Genomic DNA, 23,222 nt, shown 5'->3' on the forward strand with positions numbered 1-23,222 from the left:
AAGACAAAATCCATTGGTAGCAAAAACAGCAACAGCGTTTACAATTATAATATTACAGGATAACAGCAATTTAAGAAATTAATCACCGACATGAAGAAGACTATTATTGCGGTTGCGTGCATCATTGCAGGCTGCACGACAAAGACTAAGGCAAACACGGCCGACAGCGTCAACACATTCCGCTCTGTCAACCTGCAGGAGGTTGTTGTGTCTGTAAACAGAGAGCAGACACGCAAAATCAACACTCCGCAGCACGTTGTGAGCGTGCCGAAGAGCTTTATCGACTATGCCAACAGGCAGTCGACAGCCGACCTGCTCAGCGAAACGGGACAGGTGCTCGTGCAGAAGAGCCAGCAGGGCGGCGGAAGCCCTATCCTGAGAGGATTTGAGGCATCGAGAATACTGCTCGTTGTCGACGGCATAAGGATGAACAACCTTATATATAGAAGCGGACACCTGCAGAACTGCCTCACCGTTGACCAGTTTGCGCTGAAGAACATGGAGGTGCTTTTCGGTCCGTCGTCGCTCAACTACGGCTCTGACGCCCTTGGCGGAACAATTACTTTCAACACGCTCTCGCCTACCCTTGCCGCCGACGGACAGACACACACAAGCGAAGGGCATGCAGTGCTTAGGTATGGCAGCGCAAATCAAGAAGGCACGGCTCACGTTGATTTCAACTACGGAACAGAGAAGTTTGCGTCGCTCACGTCGTTCACGTTCAGCAACTTCGGCGACCTGCGCGCCGGAACAACGCGCAACCCTTTCCTGCCAGATGACGACAGCTACATTGAGAGCAACATATACGTGCAGCCGCAGGACGGCAAGAACGACATAATGCTGTATAACGAGAAGCCGCAGCTGCAGAAGCGCTCGGGCTACTTTCAGTATGACTTCATGCAGAAGCTGCTCTACAAGCCCAACGCCAACAGCCAGCACATGATTAATTTCCAGCTGTCTAACACCAACAACTTCAACCGCTACGACCGTCTGAGCGTAACGGAGGTGAAGGACGGCGAGCTGCGCCCAAAGTTTGCAGAGTGGTACTACGGACCGCAGTTCCGACTCCTCGCTGCTTACCATTACGACGGACGCAACCAGCTCGGAGCCGACAGAGTGCACATGGCCGTTGCATATCAGAACGTGAAGGAGAGCCGCCACGACCGCAAGTTCCAGAAGGAGGAGCTTTACAACAACTGGGAGAACGTTAACATCGTGTCGCTCAACACCGACTGGATTAAGTTTATGGACAACCACAAGCTGCATCTCGGAATAGACGGAACGCTGAGCTTCCTCAAGTCTACCGCCAACACCGAGAACGTGCTGACAGGCGAAACATCATACAACACCACACGCTATCCCGACGGAAGCAACAGCATGCACACCATCGAGGCATTTGCCACACACGTGTGGAACATCAGTCCGAAGTGGAGCATGCACGACGGAGTGCGCCTCGGCTACGCCACCACTTATTCGAGCGTGCTCAACGTTGACGAGTTCCCCTTCTTCGGCGGCGACAGTCAGCGCAAGAACAACCTTACATACAGCGCGGCGATAGGCATGAACTGGCTGCCCACAAAGACATGGAAAATCGCCCTCTCTGCATCGACTGCTTACCGCGTGCCCAACATCGACAATACATCTAAGGTGTTCGACTCTAAGGTAAGCACCGTTACAATACCCAACAAGGACATCAGACCGGAGAAGACCGTGTCGGTTGACCTCAACATAACAAAGCACATCGACAACGTGCTGACATGGGAGAACGTTGTATACGGCACCTACTACTTCGACGCCATAACCACGGCGCGCGGCACATTCATGGGCGAAAGCCAGATGGAATATCAGGGCGAGATGTGCGACGTCTACACATACACCAACGCCAAGACGGCCGTATTGTGGGGCTTTTCGTCGAGCCTGACCGCCACACCGACAAGACAGACCGAGCTTTATGCTTCGTTCAACTATACCTACGGCCGCATTCTGAGCGGCGAGAAGAAGCAGCCGCTCGACCACATTCCGCCAATCTACGGACGCGTGGGAGCAGCATTGCTGACCGCTGACGGCAAGGGACGCTTCGACATGTACGCCCTCTACAACGGCAAGAAGTCGGTTGACGACTACAACATGGACGGCGAGGACAACATCGACTACGCCACCGTGAAAGGTGCCGACGGCGAAGGCATGCCGGCATGGTTCACCCTCAACGTAAAGGGCAGCTACAACCTTAACAAGAGTCTGACGCTGCAGGCCGGCGTTGAGAACATCCTCGACACCCAGTACCGCGTGTTCTCGTCTGGCATCAACGCTCCGGGACGCAACGTATATGCAGCCCTGAGAATGACATTCTGATGCATGCCGTGCAAGACAACGGCTGCATAAGGCAGACGAAGCCGCATTAAGGCGGCCGCCCCGGCAGGAACATCACAACAAGAACAATGCTGACCGAGGCCACTAAAACTAACTTCCAATCGGCCATTAAGCCGCATAAGGTCTAACTATACAAGCAAACCGATGCTTTCATCCGTTCAGGACGAAACGGCGATACGGCCGAAACAAAATGACCGATTTGGACCAAACAGAAAAATAGGGGTTAAACATAAAAAAGTTTTTTCGAAAAACTCGTCACTCGTCACATCTCGACATATCAACTTGATATACAGAGACATACGATGTGACGAGTTGTTTTTTCAACTCATCACACACCGCTTCTACACCATGTTTTTGTACCTCCCTGATTTAGGTTGACTCCAAGTAGGCTTTTCCTGATTAGAGTTGACTTCTGCATGGTGTGCACTTCTCATTTCGGTTGACCTAAAACAAATTCTGAAAGGTATCCTTTCATCATGCAAAAGGACACCTTTCAGAATACAATACGTGGCCTTTTAGCTTGTAAAAGACCACATATCAGAAACCGGCTCTAAACATGCCTGTATGTAAGTATTATATTTCCGTCGTATTCCTTGCGGTCGCACAGCTCTGCCGAGGCAGGAATTTGCGGTGCGGCAGTGCCTCCGCCTACGGTGCGCGGCGATATTTCTACGCGCAGTTCGTCCCAGCATCCGTCCTCGGCGAGGAAACTCCGGTGGGTTTCGGCTCCGCCTTCAACCAGCAGCGACTGAATTCCCTTGCCGTAAAGCCATTTCATCAGCTGCGGCACAATGGGCTTGCTGAAGTCGGCTTCGGGCACAAACGGCCTGTTGCGGTCGATTACTATGCGCATCGGGTCACGTCCCGCCCACAGTCTTACGTTAAGCTGCGGCTTGTCGCGCTCCGCCGTAACACGGCCCACGAGTATGGCGTCGTTCTCCGCCCTGAGCTTATGCACGAGCATCTTGGTGAACGGCGTTGACAATGCCACAGGCCTGAAGTTGTCGTCTATAAACCCGTTTGCCGTCTGACACCATTTCAGCGTCACATAAGGACGGCTGTGAGTGTTGAACGTCATGAAACGGCTGTTCAGCTCAAGACATTCTTTCTCAAGCACGCCCACCGTAACCTCTATGCCTGCGTCGCGCAACTTCTGTATGCCGCGGCCCTTCACCTTGGCAAAGGGGTCTACGCATCCTACCACCACGCGCCTTACGCCCTTGCTCACAATGAGGTCGGCGCACGGCGGCGTGCGGCCGTAATGAGAGCATGGCTCGAGGCTAACATACATGGTCGACTTGCTGAGCAGTGCCCCATCCTGCGGCTTCACCGACGCAAAGGCGTTCACTTCGGCGTGGCCTTCGCCGCATCTTATATGATATCCCTCGCCTATTATGCGGCCGTCTTCGCTCACAATAACGGCCCCCACCATAGGGTTTGGCCTTGCCGTAAGCCGTCCGCAGCGTGCCAGTTGAAGGCACCGGCGCATATACATTTTGTCTTTTTCAGTCTGTTCCATGCTGCAAATATACTTCAAGTGAACGAGAAACAGAAATTTACGGGTGCGAGATTCTCCCTTAACTTCACTCCAAAGGCGCTGCAGGTTTATAAAAAAATCTTAAAAATACTGTTCTTTATATACGACATAAGGCCAAAAACGCTTATCTTTGTAATATCATTTTGATATCATAATAAACTCTTATTTATAACCAAAAAACACCTTATTTATGGAAAACAAGGAATTCATTTTCAAAGGTATGACACTCAACGGCATCGGCATGCTCGTTCTCAACCTGTTTCTCTACATCGCGTCGGTAGGTCTGATTGCTCTTTCGCCCACGACATTCAGTGGCGCCACGGCCATAGCTTCAGGCGTGGCAGGCGGCATACTGTTCATTGTCAATATCATCGTCAGCTGCGGTTTCGTGAAGGTTGAGCCGGGCGAGGCGCGCGTGATGATGTTCTTCGGCAAGTACCGCGGCACGTTCAACACGCCCGGTTACCATTGGATTAATCCGTTTATCACCACCAAGAAGCTGTCGATGCGCGCACGCAACCTCGACGCCGAACCTATAAAGGTGAACGACAAGACGGGCAACCCGGTAATGATTGGTATGGTGCTGGTGTGGAAACTGAAAGATACATACAAGGCAATGTTCGAGATTGACGCGCAGACCATGGCAGAGTCGAAGGCTGCCGGCGACGCTGCTGCTGCAAGTGCAAAGACTGCCAACATAATGAACGCCTTCGAGAAGTTTGTGCGCATACAGGCTGACGCCGCCCTGCGACAGGTGGCCGGACAGTATGCCTACGACGACGGCGAGCAGGACAACGGCGAACTGACTCTGCGCGACGGCAGCGACGAGATAAACAAGGAACTTGAAGCCAAGATTGACGAGCGCCTGGCAATGGCAGGTATTGAGGTAATTGAGGCCCGCATCAACTATCTGGCCTATGCTCCCGAGATTGCTGCTGTGATGCTGCGCCGTCAGCAGGCAACGGCAGTTATTGCCGCACGCGAGAAGATTGTGGAAGGTGCCGTGTCGATGGTGAAGATGGCTCTCGACAAGCTTTCGGACGAAGAGATTGTTGAACTCGACGAGGAGAAGAAGGCAGCCATGGTGAGCAACCTGCTCGTTGTGCTCTGCGGCGACGATACGGCACAGCCCGTAATCAACACCGGAACGCTGAACCACTGATATAATTCATAATTCACAATTAAGAATTCATAATTGGGAGCGCGCTGTCATGCCGACGGCATAGCTCCCATAAGTTCCATATCTCCCACAACACCCATCACATGCTAAAGAAGAAAAGCAAGAAACAACTAATGGAATTCAGCCGTTCGCCAAAGCTGTCGGGCAAGGTCAACGTGTGTCTCGGCCTGCCGCTGACAGCCCTTTGGCTGCTGCGCTGCTGGAAGATTGACTGCTGGTATAACGGCACAACGATACTTTCATACATCGTACTCCTACTGATGCTGAGCACCGGCATCTACCGCTGGGCGTTCCGCAAGGGTGCCATAAGCGACACGGTTACGCTTGGAGGCTTCAGCAACCGCATGTACCTGCGCTACAGACAACTGTATATGCCAGTGGGCATTGGGGCAGGCTTTCTGCTGATATTTGTCTTCACGACGCTACTAACACTCATAGGCGACGGCATTGACGGACTTACCATCCAGAGATTATCTGAAGAACTGGCCACTTTCGGTTGGATGTTTATCCTGGTTTTGTATAAAGTTCTGAAGTCATACGTCGACTTCTACGAATATTACCGCTCGCCCGAAGCATCCCGAATGAAGGTCGACTGATATTGATTATACGGCAGACAAGGAGGAATGAAACATGATTAAACAATACCTAAGCAGCATAAACATAACTAAATACAGCTGCAGCGCAAGGCTGTATGGCAAAATACATATCGGCATAGGACTGCTCGTTGTGCTGTTCATCATTGCATGTATGGCCATTGAAGGAATGCCGGAGCCGATGATTTTGATTATTATGAGTCTGATAGCCATAGGCATCTTAGGCTATGGGGCTTATTTCACATGGCTGCGCGGAAAGCCGCTGAAACGCGAGATTACGCTCGGCTCATGGTCCAACAGACTGTATCTGCGCAGCAGATGGCTGTTTATCACGGCAGGCATAATCACCAGCCTGGCAGGATATGTCGTCACTATAATGATTCTATCGCTGATTTCCAACGGCTATGAAGGCATGATTTCTGTGATGATAAAGAAGATGAACGACTGGTTCGCACTGCTGATTCTGCTCATATACAAAGTGTTTCATTCTTACATGAGCTATTATCTGTACTACCGCTCGCCCGAATACAGGGCTTCGCTGAACAAAGATAAAGACACAATACGGGCATAAACGGCAGCAGCCCATAAGGCCGCCGGACGCAAACCCGCAAACATAGAAGATGAAGAAAGACAACAACACCAAGAGCTTTGTCCTGCGTGTGGACTCAGAGACGATGGCAGCCATAGAGAAATGGGCTGCCGACGAGTTCCGTTCCACCAACGGACAGCTGCAATGGATAATATCGGAGGCGCTGCGCAAGAGCGGACGACTGCCGAAGAAAAAGCGCGCACGCAAAGATGAAGGAAAGGAGAATGAAGAATGACATACCGTGAACTGTGGCGCACACTCGAACCGCTGTATGGCAACGGTGAGGCGCGTGCCATTACCGACTATGTGCTAGATGTCTGCTTCGGAGTGTCGAAGGCCGACATCCTGTGCGGAGCCGTTGAAGAGATGACGGCAGAAAAGACTGCAGAACTGAACAAGATATTCGGGCGTCTTATGAAAGGCGAGCCTGTGCAGTATGTGCTCGGGCGCGCCGAATTCTGCGGGCGCTGGTTCAGTGTCCGCCCCGGTGTGCTCATACCCCGCCCCGAGACCGAGGAGCTTTGCGCGTGGATAACAGCCGACAGCAAGGCTTCGGCCAGCCCGAAGGTGCTCGACATCGGCACGGGAAGCGGCTGCATAGCCATAACGCTGCAGCTCGACATGCCGGAAAGTAAGGTTACGGCGTGGGACATTTCAGCCGATGCGCTCGACGTGGCACGCGAGAACGCACAACAACTAGGCGCCAACGTAAACTTCGTAAAGCTGGATGCGCTCAACGCAAAGCCTGAAGGCGAATGGGACGTGATAGTGAGCAATCCGCCATATATCTGCGAAAAAGAGAAGAAGGACATGGCCGTCAACGTGCTGGAACATGAGCCTCACACGGCCCTATTCGTGCCCGACGCCGACCCGCTGCTGTTCTACCGCGCCATAACGCGCCTTGCGGTGCAGACGCTTAGCAAGGGCGGACGGCTGTATTTTGAGATTAACCCGATATATGCCGACGACACTTGCCATATGATGCAGACCGAAGGCATGACGGCAGTAGAGCTGCGAAGCGACATGTACGGCAAGCAACGCATGGCAAAGGGCGTAAAGGCATAACGACAAAACAGAGCAAACAGACAACACGGCAACATACACATAGCCGGCAGTGCCGGCACAACATGACAAAGAGATGAAACAGATAACAGAACAGGAGGCATTCTTCAAGCTGTCGGCCATGTGCGCCGCAGCCGAGCACTGCCGCCACGAGATGAGTGAGAAGATGGCGCGCTGGCAGCTGCCCGACGACGTGCAGGAGCGCATAATGCAGCGGCTTGTTGACGAAAAGTATATCGACGAGGAGCGCTACTGCCGCTTCTTCGTGCGCGACAAGATACGATACAACAAATGGGGACGCCGAAAGGTGGAACAGGCGCTGATGATGAAGCGCATACCGCGCGACATAATATCGGGCGCGCTCGGTGAGGTTGACGCCGAAGAATACATCGCCGTGCTGCGCCCCCTGCTGCAGAGCAAGCGCAAGACGATAAAGGCGGCAAGCGAATATGAGCTTAACGCCAAACTGATAAGGTTTGCCATGGGCCGCGGCTTCGACATGGACATAATAAGAGAGTGTCTCGACTGTGAGGAGTTTTAAGCCACACCGTCCGCCACGATATGGCTTCACTGTATGCCAATGGCCATGATACGTGTTGGAAATATGACTCACAGAAAGTGTTATATGGGCAATCCTGCATGCCATGAGCGGAGATTAAGGCATACGGGAAACGGTAAAAAGTCAGGACAAAATTATTTTTCAATCCAGAAAAACAAAGTATAATGTATGTTAACAGGCATACGTTATACCATGCAATAAATTAACTTTTCTTTACTTTCCGACAGTTTTTAGCCGCCGAAACTTATGATTTCGGCAGCCAAAAGCATGCCTTTCAGCATGCAAAAGGCATGTTTTCGCACTGTAAAAGGGCACCTTTTGCAGCACAAACAGCCGTATAACGGCAAGCAGGAAACCGCAAGACGGCACACAACCGGCGTAAATCACTACATATCAACACATTACACAAAACATTCATTTTTCGCTATTTTTACGGCAAAACCACGCTGCAGCGGAGAGCACCGCTGCTCTAAGAGCGTCAAACGGACGGCGAACGGTAAAATTATTTTACACATCACGTCAAGCCGCAGCATAACCACAGGCGCATAACCGGTCTGCGCCATGACGCCCGAACGCCACGGCCGGCGGCAACATCAGAGCGTATTTTGTATGCCGTGCGGCAGATTTCGGCTCACGCAGCAAACGGTTTGCCCTTATTTTTTATTGTTCATGCCGCGTATAGTTCTTATTTTCAAACAAATTGCTTACCTTTGCAAAGCAAAAAGATGAAAGAGAAATAACAAACTAAAGAAATGAATATAGCAGGTGAGATTAGCAGCAGCGTGATAAAGGCCGTGAAGGAGCTTTACGGAGCCGACATCACAGAGAACATGGTTCAGCTGCAGAAGACAAAACGCGAGTTTGAGGGTAGCCTTACCCTGGTGGTTTTTCCGTTCCTAAAGATATCAAGACAGAAGCCCGAAGCTACGGCCGAGGCCATTGGCAACTGGCTTGTTGAAAACTGCGAGCACGTTGAGCGCTTCAACGTGGTCAAGGGATTTCTTAACCTCGTGCTGGCACAGCAGTCATGGATCAAGCTGCTCAACGCCATCAGCGCCGACGAGCACTACGGCGAGCGCAAGGCCGGAGCCGACGCTCCGCTGGTGATGATAGAATACTCATCGCCCAACACCAACAAGCCGCTCCACCTAGGACACGTGCGCAACAACCTGCTGGGCTGGAGCCTTGCACAGATTATGGAGGCAAACGGCAACCGTGTTGTCAAGACCAACATCGTGAACGACCGCGGAATACACATCTGCAAGTCGATGCTGGCATGGCTGAAATGGGGCAACGGCGAGACACCCGAGAGCAGCGGCAAGAAGGGCGACCACCTGATTGGCGACTACTATGTGGCCTTCGACAAACACTACCGCGAGGAGGTTAAGGAGCTTGAGGCTAAGTTTAAGGCTGAGGGCATGACCGACGAGGAGGCCGAGAAGAAGGCCAAGGACGAGGCTCCGCTGATAAAGGAGGCTCACGACATGCTCGTGAAATGGGAAGCCAACGACCCCGAGGTGCGCGCACTGTGGGAGAAGATGAACTCATGGGTTTACGCCGGATTCGACGAGACTTACAAGGCTCTGGGCGTAGGCTTCGACAAGATATACTATGAGTCGCAGACTTATCTGAAGGGAAAGGCAAAGGTGGAGGAAGGACTCGAGAAGGGACTCTTCTTCCGCAAGGACGACAACAGCGTATGGGCCGACCTCTCTGACGAGGGCCTCGACCAGAAGCTGCTGCTCCGTTCAGACGGTACTTCGGTTTACATGACGCAGGACATCGGCACGGCAGAGATGCGCTTCAACGACTATCCTATCGACAAGATGATATATGTTGTGGGCAACGAGCAGAACTATCACTTCCAGGTGCTGTCAATATTGCTCGACCGCCTCGGCTTCAAGTGGGGCAAGGAGCTTGTCCACTTCTCTTACGGTATGGTGGAGCTGCCTAACGGCAAGATGAAGAGCCGCGAGGGAACGGTGGTTGACGCCGACGACCTGATAGCAGCAATGATAGACGACGCACGCCGCACAAGCGAGGAACTGGGCAAGTTTGCCGACATGAGCGACGAGGAGCGTGCCGAGGTTTCGCGCATGGTAGGTATGGGTGCGCTCAAATACTTCATCCTGAAGGTTGACGCCCGCAAGAACATGCTGTTCAATCCTGAAGAGTCAATCGACTTCAACGGCAACACAGGTCCGTTCATTCAGTACACTTACGCCCGCATACGCAGCATCCTGCGCAAGGCCGAGGCTCAGGGCATAGCAGTGCCCGAGGCATTCAGCGGCAACGTAAACCTGAGCGTCAAGGAGACAGAACTGATACAGAAGATGAACGAATATGAGGCTGCCGTGCGCCAGGCCGGCATAGACTACAGCCCGAGCGGCATAGCCAACTACTGCTACGAGCTGACCAAGGAGTTCAACCAGTTCTATCATGACTTCAGCATCCTCGGTGCCGACACTGACGACGAGAAGGCTCTGCGCCTGCTCATCGCCAAGAACGTGGCCAAGACTCTGAAGAACGGCATGAGACTGCTCGGAATCGAAATGCCGGAAAGAATGTAATAATTGTTGAGGAGTTAGAGCAGTTAAAGTAGTTATCGCTCACGGTGTGAGCTTAGTAGTTAAAGTCAAATGCCTTCAAGGCGTGATTTTAGTTTTGTTCAACTGCTCTAACTCCTTTATCTTTCATGATATCAACTTATCTTATTTCATCAGCCAAGGTGCTCAATATAAACTGCTCCACTAAATACCAGTTATTATGAACTATGAATTAACGAACTGTAATCCTCCAGATTATCGTAATGACACAGTACTGCCTCTTCCTTTGGAAGTTAAGGCTGACGCATGGGCTGTTGACGCGGCATGCAGCGGCAATCCGGGACAGATGGAGTACAGGGGCATCGACCTTACTACGGGCGCTGTGGTGTTTCATTACGGTCCGGTGTTCGGAACAAACAACATTGGCGAATTCCTTGCCATCGTGCATGCACTGGCGCTTATGGAGCAGAAAGGCATCAAGAAGACTATATACAGCGACAGCTTCACTGCCATAACATGGGTAAAGAAGATGCAGTGCAAGACAAAACTGGAGCGCACGGCCAAGACCGCACAGCTGTATAACGTCATAGCAAGAGCCGAAAACTGGCTGCGCACGCACATGTTCCGCACGGAACTCATCCAGTGGGACACGCGCAAATGGGGAGACATTCCGGCCGACTTCGGACGAAAATAGCCCCGCGTCTGCAATGCAGGCATACAAATAAGCCGGCATGACGGCATAAAAAGTTATAAAAACATCAACCTAAAACATCATGAACCCTTACACACAATGCGCCCTGCTCTCGGCCTCAACGTTGAGAATGTTGCCGCACATACTGCTATATCTGCGCTTCAGGAAGACCATTGACGCCGACCTCGAGCCTTACGGAGAAGGCAAGGGCGGCATACTTACCTTTATTAAGGTGTGCACACGGCAGAAGGTGTTCCGCAACCTGTTTTATTATCGCCTTGGCGAATACCGCTCCGTGTTCATCAAGTGGCTCATGCCCGAGGACAAGTCGCTCCACATAACATGCCCGTCGATAGGCGAAGGATGCCATCTAGAGCATTCTTATTCAACCTATCTCAACGCCGACAGCATAGGCCGCAACTTCTATTGTCTGCACCTCGTTACGCTCGGCAACGGCAAGGACGGACGCCCCACCATAGGCGACAACGTAAGCATATACACAGGTTCGATGGTGTTCGGCAAGGTAAGGATTGGCAACAACGTCAGGATTGGCGCCGCCACAGTTATATATAAGGATGTGCCCGACAACTGCACCGTGGTGGGCAATCCGGCCGTTATAGTAAAGAAGGACGGCAAGAAAGTGAATATTCCATTATAACAAAATATCAACAAGACACATGACCGAATTTGAGAAAATGCGCAGCAGCCAGCTCTACAACTTCTCCGACCCGGAGATATTCAAGAGTCTTGACCACGCAAAGAAGCTGTGTGCCAGGCTGCAGACAGTCACCATAACAGACGACTGCTACCGTGAGATGATTGAAGACCTCATACCCGGCATACCGGAGGACAGCGTGGTGTGCCCGCCGTTCCACTGCGACCACGGCAACGGCATAACCATGGGGCGCAACGTGTTCGTAAACTACAACTGCGTGATGCTCGACGGAGGACGCATTACCATAGGCGACAACGTGCTTATAGGCCCCAACTGCCAGATATACACGCCGCAGCATCCGATGGACTACGTGCCGCGCCGCGGTACGATAGAGACGGCTTATCCTGTAACCATAGGCGAGGACACATGGCTCTGCGGCAGTGTTATCGTGTGTCCGGGTGTAACGATAGGCAAGCGATGCATCATTGCTGCCGGCAGCGTGGTTACTAAAGACATACCCGACGACTCGCTCGCGGCAGGCAATCCGGCTGTGGTAAAGCGCCGCCCGGTGGTTGACAAATAAGCCACGCGCGGCTCATCTTCATCACTATACAACAACAAAGATTATTTTCTGATTATGAAACCAGTTGACAAGAAGTCTCTTCTCTTTGTGTGTCTCGGCAATATATGCCGCTCTCCGGCTGCCGAGGCAATACTGAAATATAAGCTCGAAGACAACAAGCGCCTGGCAGGACGCATTGAGGTAGACTCTGCCGGCATCGGTTCATGGCACGAAGGGCAGCTGCCCGACCGCCGCATGAGAAGCCACGGAGCAAGCCGCGGATACGACCTGAGCAGCAGGGCAAGACAGATTAAGCCTGCCGACTTCAGCCGCTTCGACTATGTTTTCGCGATGGATCATCAGAATGTGGCCGACCTTAACCGCGTGGCACGCAACGACGACGACCGCAAGAAGATAATGTGTACGGCCGACTTCATGACCCATCATCCGCAATACGACACCGTGCCCGACCCATATTACGGAGGCGATGCCGACTTCGAGCTGGCTCTCGACCTTATCGAAGATGCCTGCGACGGCATCATTGCATGGCTCGAAAAACAGCTGTAATGCTCTGACGAGCAATGCCTAAGCCATAGCAAGGCTGACAGCATACCCATTTATTATTAGCGCCGCATATACCTGCAAATAGGTATATGCGGCGCTCTGTTTTCACACCCCAGCACACTTAACGCTGCCAAACATGGCTCATCGTGCCGTGCAAGGCATGAAAACAGGCCGGCCATCACCCTTTTTGGTGATTCGAAACGCACATTCATTTAATCTTATTTTACCGATTTTTAAGTATTGTAAACATTTTTACAAGCCATTACCTTTGCATCGAAAAATCAAAAAATAAGACATAAATGAACTTAACGGGAAAAACTTTTCTGACATGTGCCGCAGCCATTCTGTTCACTTCCGCACAGATGCAGGCACAACATTCGGCTGCCGACAGCGTGTATCAGCACGCCAAGGGCAACCGCCTGAGCATTGGCGGATATGGCGAGGTGGCACTGACACGCAACTTCTACAGCGACAACGTTTATCGTTATTCTAACGCAAGCCAGTATAAGAACGATCCGAGCCACGGACGCTTCGACATTCCGCATGCCGTGATATACATAAGCTACGATTTCGGAAAGGGCTGGAGCATGTCGAGCGAGATTGAGTTTGAGCACGGCGGAGCAGGCGGTGCCGTTGAGAAAGAGTTTGAAGAGGCCGGCGAATGGGAACAGGAAACCGAGAAAGGCGGCGAGGTGGAGCTGGAGCAGTTCTGGATTCAGAAGTCGTTTGCACGCTGGGCAAATATCCGTATCGGACATATAGTAGTACCCGTAGGCCTTACCAACGCCCATCATGAGCCGCTCAACTTCTTTACAGTCTACCGCCCCGAAGGCGAATCTACCATTCTTCCCTGCACATGGCACGACACAGGCATCAGCTTCTGGGGCCGTTCGGGCGACTTCCGTTATGAGGTGCAGTTCATTGCCGGACTAGACGCCTTCATGTTCGACCGCGACAACTGGGTGCAGAACGGTGCCGGTTCGCCATTCGAATTTAAGGTGGCCAACAAGTATGGCTTTGCCGCACGCATCGACAACTACACCATTCCGGGCCTGCGCATCGGTCTTAGCGGATACTACGGACAGTCGATGCACAACACCTATCCGCACGACATGGAAGGCGAAGGCAAGGCCAACGACAAGGTTAAGGGCAACGTCTATATCGGAGCTTTCGATTTCACCTACTCGGGCCACAACTGGATTGTAAGAGGTAACGCCGACTACGGATATGTGAGCGATGCATCGAAGATAAGCGCAATAAAGCGCAACCTCGTGTCGAGCGGCGCGCCTTATAAGAAGTCGCCCGTGGGCAAGAATGCCGTAGCGGCAGGCATCGAGGCCGGATACGACATTTTCTCACAGATACCCAAGCTCAGAAACAAGAACCAGAAGCTGTATGCCTTTGGCAGATATGAGTACTACGACTCATACATTCCTGCCGCCGACCAGGCCGACTACGAATATACCGACCGCAACCGCATGGCCGTAGGCCTCAACTACTACCCCGTTCCGCAGATTGTCGTGAAGGGCGAATACTCAAAAAGATTCCTCAAATCAAAATACAACGACGAGCCTTCGGTGTCGATAGGCGTGGCATATCAGGGATTCTTCCTGTAAGACGACGAAGCCGGACACCCTGAATGTATAGAAGAAACGATACAAGTATTAATATTAAAACAAAGTAAGCTATGGAAAAAATCTTTAAATTGCCCCTTGCACTCATGCTCGGAGCAGCAGTAATGTTTGGTTTTTCGTCATGCAGCGACGATGACGACATCAACGACGGCAGTGCGTTGACAGAGAAAGAAGCCTTTCTGAAAGAGGCGGCAGGCGTGTATGTGAACGACGTTGTATATTCAACCTACGGAAGTCTGGCTGCCGAGACAAACAGCCTTTACGAACAGCTGTATGCCGTTAAGGAGAAGTTTAAGACAGACCCGAACTCGGTTACGCAGACAGAGATTGACAACATCTGCGCCACATTCCTGAGTGCGCGCGCCTATTGGGAAAAGAGCGAGGCATTCCTGTTCGGCGCAGCAACCGACTTCGGCATCGATCCGCACATCGACACATGGCCGCTCGACCTGGAAGGACTGGCCACAGAGCTGAAGAACACCGACAAAGTGGCCAACATGGACGGCGAAGACGGCATATCCTATGCAGCCAACAAGCTGGGACAGGAGCTGCTGGGATTCCACGGCATTGAGTTTATCATCTTCCGCGACGGCGCCAACCGCAAGATAGAGAAGCTGCGCGGCGTTGAAGACGACCCTGATTTTGTTAAGGTGGCAACAAACGTTACAGGTCTTGAAGAACTGATTTATGCCACAGCCGTTGCCGGCGATCTACGCGACCGCTGCTATCAGCTCAACGTATCATGGAACGCCGACGCACCCGAAGAGCAGCGCACACGTGTCGTAGACGAGTGTGAACTGCCTTGCACCGTGGGCAGCGGCAACAACTCTTACGGCACAAACATGCTCAACGCCGGTCAGGCCGGAAGCACTTATGCCATGTGGCGCGAGGTGGCAAGTACCATCCTGCTGAGCGGATGCGAGAATATTGCAAAGGAAGTGTACTCACAGAAGATGGGACTTGCCTACAGCGGCGAAGACCCCAACTACATTGAGTCGCCCTACAGCAAGCGCTCCTTCTATGACTTCTACGACAACATCATAAGCATAGAGAACAGCATATACGGCGGCGTTGAAGGCAACCGCAACGAAAGCAAGTCGATCATGGCGTACTTGAAAAAGTATAACCCGGAACTTGCCGCCACGGTTGAGACAAACATAAAGAACTCTCTCGATAAACTTACGGCATGCCAGAACAGCGGCACTGCCTTTGTTGACAATCCCAAAGCTCAGTGTGTGGCCGACGCCATAGCTGCCATAGAAGCGCTCGATGCAAGCCTGACGGCAGCATCAACATGGATTGCAGCCAACTGACAATACTTTTTAAAGGTTATTAGAAGTTATGCCACGGCAAGCCTTCACACGGTCTGCGTGACGTAACTTTACGCCTGAAAGGCAAGAGCAATCGCTGAACCGATAAAGAAAGCAAAGACAAAATAATCTTAAAACAGCATATTATGAAATTTATAAATATCAGAAACTGTCATGTTGCCGCTCTCGCGGCGTGTGCCTGTCTGTCGTTTCAGGCCTGCACTGACGATGAGCGTCTGCCGGAGAACACGGGCGACATTGAGTATGTGGGACAGGATGTGGGCAACTTCTCGGCCGACGAGTGGTATCCGGGCGGCAAGCTCGGCACTACCGAAAACGTAGGCGCGGGCTGCTATGAAGACGACGCCCCTATAGTAGACGAAATGGGACTGCTAAGTGAATTTCATCTCGGTGAGGTGCTCTTTGAGCGCAACTTCAACACGAGCACTCCGCCGTTCAACGGCCTAGGGCCGGCATCGGTCAGAAAGTCGTGCATCGACTGCCATCCGGGCTACGGTCACGGCAAGAGGCAGGAGTCATATAAGGCTGGCTTCGGCAACGGCTACCTGCTCGTGATATATCATCCCGAAGACGGAGCCAACAGCAACGACGGCCCCTACATCAGCGAGGTAACGGGCATGCCGCAGACACAGGCCGTGTCACCGTTTCTTCCGCCCATTGACGAGGACAAAATCAGCATGACATGGAAAACCGTGGAAGGTACGATGCCGAGCGGACTGTCGGCAACGGAGTTTCCCGACGGCGAGAAATATCAGCTCATATATCCCGAAGTGACCATTTCGCAGGATGCGTTCAACACCGACCCGAAGCCTACCAACATTGCCGTGCGCCTGGAGTCGACGATAGGCATAATGGGCACGGGCCTCATTGACGCCATACCCGAGGACTCGCTCAAGAAGCAGTATCAGGAGGAGGCTAAATACATAGAGCTTAACCCTGCCATGTGGGACAAGGCCGCCAACGACTGGGCATCTACGGCCTACTACACCAACTGGACTTCGCCGGGCGCGCTGGCCGACGGCACTCCCGTCACGGGGATGATAAAGCGCTACACCTATGCGCTGACACGTGCCAGCCTGCAGGACGGCGCAGGAGCCAACGCCATGTGGAACATTCCGAACGTGAGCCGTCCTGACCGCCCGAAGCTCTACACCACCGACGCATGGGCCTTGGCGATGTCGAAGAATCAGGATGTGATTGCTGCGATAAAGAGCGACCCTACGTCGCCGTATTATGCCGACGGAACTGACAGCGGCATTGCCGACGCCGTGAAGAATCTGCTGTCACCAAGCACCAACCAGTTTGACAACCAGTGGCACAACTTTGAGCCGGAGATGAGCAACGACAACTTCTACGCCTTCATGGTGTGGCACCGCGGACTGGCCATACCTCGCGCCCGCAACCTCAACGACCCTGATGTGCAGCGCGGCAAGAAGCTGTTTATGGAGATTGGCTGCGCCACATGCCACCGTCCGTCGTGGACAACGGGCGACGACAACTACTGGACGCCCGACGTGATAAAGGGCAAGCCGCTGCCTAAGTATCCTCGCCAGAAGATTTATCCTTACTCTGACTTCGTGCAACACCGTCTGCACATGATCAACGACATTCACGGCTCATGGTGCCGCACCACACCGCTGTGGGGCCGCGGTCTGTCGCTGATTAACACCGGCGCACAAGACCGTCTGCACGACTGCCGCGCACGCAACGAGATAGAGGCCATAATGTGGCATGCCTACAGCAAGGAGAGCGACGCATACGCCTCGGCAGCAAAGTTCTATAACCTCAGCAAGGCCGACCGCGACGCCGTGGTGAAGTTCCTGCAGGCGATATGATTTTTTGTAGTTAAAGGAGTTAGAGTAGTTAAAGGAGTTAAAGTCATATGTCTTGTGGCTTTACTCCTTTTGAATATTGTGAATAAGTAATTCAATAAATATTTTTGCTTAACTTCTAAAGAGCAAGGCTATTGACTTTAACTCCTTTAACTACTCTAAACTCCCGTCTTACAAAAGTGAAAAATCCAAATGCGTAGTGGTTGAAAAGAAACAGCAAGACTATTGACTTTAACTCCTAGCCAACTTGTTGGCGATAACTACTTCTAACTCCTTTAACTCCTAAAAGCACATGACCCTTTCCCGTTCCCTCCTTGCTCTTTACGTGAGCATCATAACGATAATGGCTGCGGCCACGATAACAGAGAAATACATGGGCAGCGACTATGTTGCCGACGCCATATACGGCTCATGGTGGTTTGCCGTCATGTGGGCACTGCTGGCAGCAACAGGCGTGGCGTATATCGTGAAGAGGCGCATAAGGCGCGCGTCGGTGCTGCTGCTCCACGGCTCGTTCGTCGTGATACTGCTCGGCGCCCTGCTCACCCACGTGTCGGCATCGCAAGGCACGGTCAGACTACGGCTCGGCGAGACAACCGACACGTATGTGGTCAGCACGAAAGACGGCGACATACGGCACACGCTGCCGTTCAAGCTAAGGCTGAAGTCGTTCGACATACACTATCACGACGGCACAAAAGCCGTGGCCGACTATGTAACAAGGCTCACCGTTACCGACGGCGACAAGACCACAGAGGCACTTGTGTCGATGAACAACATATTCAGCTACAAGTCTGTAAGGCTCTATCAGATGTCTTACTCCCCCGACATGTGCGGCAGCGTGTTATCGGTCAACCGCGACCCATGGGGCATACCCGTAACCTACTGCGGCTACGCCCTGCTCTTTATTGCAATGGTGTGGATGCTCATCGACCCCAAGGGGCCTTACCGCCGCCTGCTGCGCAGCGACATCGTGAGAAAGGGAATGATGACCTTTGCGCTGCTTGTCGCCACTACGTTCATGGCTCACGGCGCAACGACGCTGCCCAAGGAGACGGCCGACAAGTTCGGACGGCTGTATGTTCTCTACAACAACCGCGTATGCCCGCTGCAGACTCTCGCCATAGACTTCACGAAGAAGCTGTGCGGAAGCGCAAGCTACGGCGGCTACACGGTAGAACAGGTGCTGATGGGCTTCGTTATGTGGCCCGACGAGTGGAGCCGCGAGCCGCTGCTCCGACTGAAGGGCGGCGCCCTGCGCGACAGGCTGCAGCTGCCCCGCCACTGCACCATAAACACCTTCTTCAACGACATGATGGGCGGATACATCATTGGCCCCTACCTGAACGAATACTACAACGGGCACGACGACGAGTTTCACCGCCAGGTGGCCGACGTAGACGCGCGCATACAGCTCGTGATGGACCTGCGGCGCGGCAAGCTGCTGAAGGTGTTTCCGTATACCGTCAACGGCAACACCACATGGTATGCCCCAACAGACATCATGCCCGACTCTGCCGTAGCCCCGGCCGACAGACAGTATATGCAGAACGTATTTTCGCTGATATATCAGGAGGCGCTGGCCGGCAACATGGCTTCTGTGGGCAACATTGCCGACAAGATGCTGCGCTATCAGCACAAGAACGGCGGCAGCTCGCTGCCTTCGGACATGCAGACGCGGGCCGAACGGCTGTATAACGCCGTGCCCTTTGCCACCATTCTCTTCATGCTCAACCTCGGCATGGGCTTCGCCACGCTGTTTGCCGTTCTCTGGCTTATGACACGCCCCACAAGGCGCACCTTGCGCGGCAGCATGCTAATGAAAATTGCAGTAGCTGTCATGCTGCTTTCTTTCGCGGCGCTCACTCTCTGCGTGGCTCTGCGCTGGCTGATAAGGGGCACCGCACCCATGGCAAACGGCTACGAGACGATGCTGCTCATGGCATGGATAATCATGGCCGCGTCGCTGCTGCTGTGCCGCCGTTTCGCCATAGTGCTCACCTTCGGCTTCATCATGTCGGGCTTCTTCCTGCTCGTGTCGCACATAAGCCAGATGGATCCGCAGATAACCCACATCATGCCGGTGCTGCAGTCGCCCCTGCTCAGCATCCACGTATCGGTGATAATGACGGCCTTCGCCCTGCTCTCGCTCACCTTCATCTGCGGCATCACGGCCCTGCTGCTGCGCGCCATGAGGGGCAGCCGTGCAGAGGGGCTCGCCGCTCAGCTTGCAGCCCTGCGCGCCCTGTCGCAGCTGTTCTACTATCCTGCCATGGCGGCCCTGGCCGTGGGCATATTCGTAGGCGCGGTGTGGGCCAACGTGTCGTGGGGCACCTACTGGAGCTGGGACGCCAAGGAGGTGTGGGCGCTGATAACCTTCATGGTGTATGCCGCGGCTGCACACGGGACATCGCTCCCGATGATGCGCAGGCCCATGCCGTGGCACGTGTTTATGGTGGCAGCCTTTGCCACAATACTGATGACATACTTCGGCGTGAACTATTTTCTCGGCGGAATGCACTCGTATGCATGACGCCGGGACAGAGCCGATGCACTCAAGGGCAGCAAAAGGCAATGCTGCCCGGACTGTCGTTTTGTAAAAAAATCGGATAAATTCCGTCCGTTTGACGCTCTCAGAACAGCGATGCCCGTGGCAAAGCCATAGTTTGGCGCAAAAAACACGAAAAACATTGCTGTTTTGTCATCTTCCTTATTATCAGCACTTTATGCTTACGAAGAGACAAAACTGCAATGGTTAAAAAATATTACTCTGCCGTTTACGGTGCAAAAGTGGGCCACTTACGCTGCAAAACATGCCCACTTTTCGTCCGTAAAGCATGCTTTCAGACTCAAAAAACCATGCTTTTATTCCTTTAATAGTATGATAAAAGTAAATGTATGTTAACCATGCAACATTTTTATCCAATAAAATTAACATCCGTTGTATTTTAATTTTCCAAAACGGAAAATATTTTTGTCATAAGTTTTTACCACGCAACAAAGCCCATGAGCAGGGCGGAAAACATGATAAGACACAAAATAAAACGGGAGGCCTCTTCACAGAGACTTCCCGTCAGTTAACTTAAAACAATCAATAAAAGAAATAGATTGTCACGTTAAAATTATATGTTCGGCGGCACACACGGGGCACATCAGCCCCACTGCCGTCAGTCTTTATATTGATAATGTCTGGCTATTATCTTATGAAGAGCAGCTCACGATACTTAGGCAGAGTCCAGAGCTCGTCGGCAACGATAAGCTCGAGCTTGTCTATGTGGTAGCGTATCTCCTCCATCTTTGGAGCCACCGTGTCGTGATATGCTATGGCTTTCTCGCGCTCGCTCTCAATCTTGTTGGCCACCTTGCGCGCGTTGATAAGCTCGTCAACACCGTTCTCTATTATCTGCGTGCGCTCGGCAATCTCCTCAATAATCTTGATGTTGCGCGAACAGAGCTTCTCAACCTTCTCCTTAGAGAATATCTGCAGCATGTTCTGAACGTTCTTGGCCAGCTGGCTCTGATAGTGGGTTGCCACAGGTATGATGTGGTTCATCGACAGGTCGCCCATTACACGTGCCTCAATCTGTATGCGCTTGGTGTATGTGTCCCATTTAACCTCGTTGCGGGCAGCAAGCTCTTTCTCGCTCATCACGTTCATGTCTTCAAACATCTTTATCGACTCCTTGCTCAGGTAGTTGTCGAAGATAAGCGGACAGCTTGTCTCGCAGTCGAGTCCGCGGCGCTTTGCCTCCTCAACCCACTCGTCAGAATATCCGTTTCCGTCGAAGCGTATGGGCTTGCAGGTCTTGATGTCCTCACGCAGCACGTCGATGATGGCGCTTGTCTGGTCTTGTCCCTTCTCGATGAGGGCGTCAACGCGCTTCTTGAAGTCGGTCAGAGCCTCAGCCACGGCAGTGTTGAGGGCTATCATGGCCGAAGCACAGTTGGCCTCGCTGCCCACGGCACGGAACTCGAAGCGGTTACCTGTAAAGGCAAACGGACTTGTACGGTTGCGGTCGGTGTTGTCTATGAGCAGTTCGGGTATCTCAGGTATGTCGAGCGTCATGCCCTGCTTGCCTGCCACGTTGAACAGGTCCTTGCTGTTGCTGTTCTCTATATGGTCGAGCAGTTCTGACAGCTGCTTGCCGAGGAACGAAGATATGATTGCCGGAGGTGCCTCATTGGCTCCCAGACGATGGGCGTTGGTTGCGCTCATGATAGAAGCCTTGAGCAGTCCGTTGTGTCTGTATACGCCCATGAGAGTCTCAACGATGAAGGTAACGAAGCGCAGGTTGTCTTCAGGGGTCTTGCCCGGTGCATGCAGCAGCACGCCGGTGTCGGTAGACAAGCTCCAGTTGTTGTGCTTGCCCGAACCGTTGATGCCTGCGAAGGGCTTCTCATGCAGCAGTACGCGGAAGCCGTGCTTGCGTGCCACTTTCTTCATGAGCGACATGAGCAGCATGTTGTGGTCGATGGCCAGGTTGGTCTCCTCGAATATAGGAGCTATCTCAAACTGGTTGGGGGCAACCTCGTTATGGCGTGTCTTACAGGGGATCGACAGCTCGAGAGCCTGCACCTCAAGGTCTTTCATGAAGGCCTGTACGCGGTCGGGGATGGTGCCGAAGTAGTGGTCGTCCATCTGCTGGTTCTTGGCAGAGTCGTGGCCCATCAGGGTGCGTCCTGTAAGCATCAGGTCGGGACGTGCGCTGTAGAGTCCCTCGTCAACGAGGAAATACTCCTGCTCCCATCCAAGGTTGCATGTAACCTTTTTTACTCTCTGATCGAAATAATGACAAACCTCAGTTGCGGCAGTGTTCACAGCGTGAAGGGCACGCAGCAGCGGAGCCTTGTAGTCGAGAGCCTCGCCGGTGTAAGAGATGAAGATAGTAGGAATACACAGCGTGTCGTCCATGATGAACACGGGTGATGTGGGATCCCAGGCTGAATATCCGCGTGCCTCGAAGGTGTTTCTGATACCGCCGTTGGGGAACGAGCTTGCGTCAGGCTCCTGCTGTACGAGCAGCTTGCCCGAGAACTCCTCTATCATGCCGCCCTTGCCGTCGTGCTCTATGAAGGCGTCGTGCTTCTCGGCAGTGCCTTCTGTAAGCGGCTGAAACCAGTGAGTGTAGTGTGTAACGCCGTTCTCCTCGGCCCACTGCTTCATGCCGGCAGCCACTGCATCGGCTATAGAGCGGTCGAGTCGCGAACCGTTGTCAATGACATCAATGAGCTTGTCATATACATCTGCAGGCAGGTACTTATACATCTTTGCCCTATTGAAGACATACTTGCCGAAGTATTCTGACGGGCGTTCCAGCGGAACCATTACTTCCAGCGGCTTTTTCTTGAAAGCCTCTTCAACAACCTGAAATCTTAAGTTTGTCATTGTTAAAAAGTTTTATTTATTATACTTATGCCTATTCTTTATCTGAAAACATATGCAAAGATAATGCTAAATTTCATTATGACACCTTTTTATGAGATAAATGTTGCTTTTTTTTACATTCATAGCACAAT

18 protein-coding genes are annotated in these 23,222 nt (G+C 52.5%); 16 read left to right on the forward strand and 2 right to left on the reverse strand.

Annotation, left to right across the window (positions count from 1 at the left end):
* The first annotated feature begins 90 nt into the window (after nucleotides 1–90).
* Nucleotides 91–2,352, forward strand: coding sequence for a TonB-dependent receptor plug domain-containing protein (locus tag EJL04_RS11450; protein ID WP_125104999.1), 2,262 nt, complete (start codon nucleotides 91–93; stop codon nucleotides 2,350–2,352).
* Between the two features lie 568 nt (nucleotides 2,353–2,920).
* On the opposite strand, the gene ribD is transcribed toward EJL04_RS11450, so the two are convergent.
* A complete protein-coding gene (gene ribD / locus EJL04_RS11455; protein WP_125105000.1) occupies nucleotides 2,921–3,889 on the reverse strand; it encodes a bifunctional diaminohydroxyphosphoribosylaminopyrimidine deaminase/5-amino-6-(5-phosphoribosylamino)uracil reductase RibD in 969 nt (322 codons plus the stop codon).
* A 208-nt stretch (nucleotides 3,890–4,097) separates the two neighbouring features.
* Here ribD and EJL04_RS11460 point away from each other — a divergent pair, with 208 nt between their 5' ends.
* From EJL04_RS11460 to EJL04_RS11530, 15 genes are all read left to right on the forward strand, one after another.
* Complete coding sequence (locus tag EJL04_RS11460) at nucleotides 4,098–5,069, forward strand: SPFH domain-containing protein (protein WP_125105001.1); 972 nt, start codon at nucleotides 4,098–4,100, stop codon at nucleotides 5,067–5,069.
* A 101-nt stretch (nucleotides 5,070–5,170) separates the two neighbouring features.
* The gene (locus EJL04_RS11465) at nucleotides 5,171–5,683 is read left to right on the forward strand and encodes a hypothetical protein (protein WP_125105002.1); all 513 of its coding nucleotides are present in this window, start codon (nucleotides 5,171–5,173) and stop codon (nucleotides 5,681–5,683) included.
* A 34-nt stretch (nucleotides 5,684–5,717) separates the two neighbouring features.
* Entirely contained in the window at nucleotides 5,718–6,251 is a 534-nt protein-coding gene (locus EJL04_RS11470) for a hypothetical protein (protein WP_125105003.1), read from the forward strand.
* A 49-nt stretch (nucleotides 6,252–6,300) separates the two neighbouring features.
* A complete protein-coding gene (locus tag EJL04_RS11475) occupies nucleotides 6,301–6,504 on the forward strand; it encodes a type II toxin-antitoxin system antitoxin (RefSeq protein WP_021853714.1) in 204 nt (67 codons plus the stop codon).
* Complete coding sequence (prmC, locus tag EJL04_RS11480; protein WP_125105004.1) at nucleotides 6,501–7,334, forward strand: peptide chain release factor N(5)-glutamine methyltransferase; 834 nt, start codon at nucleotides 6,501–6,503, stop codon at nucleotides 7,332–7,334. Before EJL04_RS11475 ends, prmC begins: the two co-directional genes overlap by 4 nt.
* A gap of 73 nt (nucleotides 7,335–7,407) precedes the next feature.
* Nucleotides 7,408–7,872, forward strand: a complete 465-nt coding sequence (locus tag EJL04_RS11485; RefSeq protein WP_125105005.1) for a regulatory protein RecX — start codon at nucleotides 7,408–7,410, stop codon at nucleotides 7,870–7,872.
* Nucleotides 7,873–8,642: 770 nt separating this feature from the next.
* Nucleotides 8,643–10,460 carry an arginine--tRNA ligase gene (argS, locus tag EJL04_RS11490; protein ID WP_125105006.1) on the forward strand — a complete coding sequence of 606 codons (1,818 nt, stop codon included), beginning with the start codon at nucleotides 8,643–8,645 and terminating at the stop codon, nucleotides 10,458–10,460.
* A gap of 196 nt (nucleotides 10,461–10,656) precedes the next feature.
* Complete coding sequence (locus tag EJL04_RS11495) at nucleotides 10,657–11,130, forward strand: RNase H family protein (protein WP_125105007.1); 474 nt, start codon at nucleotides 10,657–10,659, stop codon at nucleotides 11,128–11,130.
* A gap of 79 nt (nucleotides 11,131–11,209) precedes the next feature.
* Entirely contained in the window at nucleotides 11,210–11,785 is a 576-nt protein-coding gene (locus tag EJL04_RS11500) for a serine acetyltransferase (protein ID WP_125105008.1), read from the forward strand.
* 19 nt (nucleotides 11,786–11,804) lie between these two features.
* A complete protein-coding gene (locus EJL04_RS11505) occupies nucleotides 11,805–12,365 on the forward strand; it encodes a sugar O-acetyltransferase (RefSeq protein WP_021853720.1) in 561 nt (186 codons plus the stop codon).
* 54 nt (nucleotides 12,366–12,419) lie between these two features.
* Nucleotides 12,420–12,911, forward strand: coding sequence for a low molecular weight protein-tyrosine-phosphatase (locus EJL04_RS11510; protein WP_125105009.1), 492 nt, complete (start codon nucleotides 12,420–12,422; stop codon nucleotides 12,909–12,911).
* Nucleotides 12,912–13,270: 359 nt separating this feature from the next.
* A complete protein-coding gene (locus tag EJL04_RS11515) occupies nucleotides 13,271–14,524 on the forward strand; it encodes a hypothetical protein (protein ID WP_241210013.1) in 1,254 nt (417 codons plus the stop codon).
* Between the two features lie 71 nt (nucleotides 14,525–14,595).
* Nucleotides 14,596–15,855: an imelysin family protein gene (locus tag EJL04_RS11520; protein ID WP_082335192.1), complete on the forward strand. Its 1,260-nt coding sequence runs from the start codon at nucleotides 14,596–14,598 to the stop codon at nucleotides 15,853–15,855.
* A 143-nt stretch (nucleotides 15,856–15,998) separates the two neighbouring features.
* Nucleotides 15,999–17,708, forward strand: coding sequence for a di-heme oxidoredictase family protein (locus EJL04_RS11525; protein WP_125105011.1), 1,710 nt, complete (start codon nucleotides 15,999–16,001; stop codon nucleotides 17,706–17,708).
* 289 nt (nucleotides 17,709–17,997) lie between these two features.
* Nucleotides 17,998–20,238 carry a cytochrome c biogenesis protein CcsA gene (locus EJL04_RS11530; RefSeq protein WP_125105012.1) on the forward strand — a complete coding sequence of 747 codons (2,241 nt, stop codon included), beginning with the start codon at nucleotides 17,998–18,000 and terminating at the stop codon, nucleotides 20,236–20,238.
* A gap of 663 nt (nucleotides 20,239–20,901) precedes the next feature.
* Here the strand turns inward: EJL04_RS11530 and EJL04_RS11535 are convergent.
* Entirely contained in the window at nucleotides 20,902–23,091 is a 2,190-nt protein-coding gene (locus EJL04_RS11535; protein ID WP_125105013.1) for a glutamine synthetase III family protein, read from the reverse strand.
* Nucleotides 23,092–23,222: the final 131 nt, after the last annotated feature.

Source organism: Prevotella marseillensis, assembly GCF_900625065.1.
GTDB lineage: Bacteria > Bacteroidota > Bacteroidia > Bacteroidales > Bacteroidaceae > Prevotella > Prevotella rara.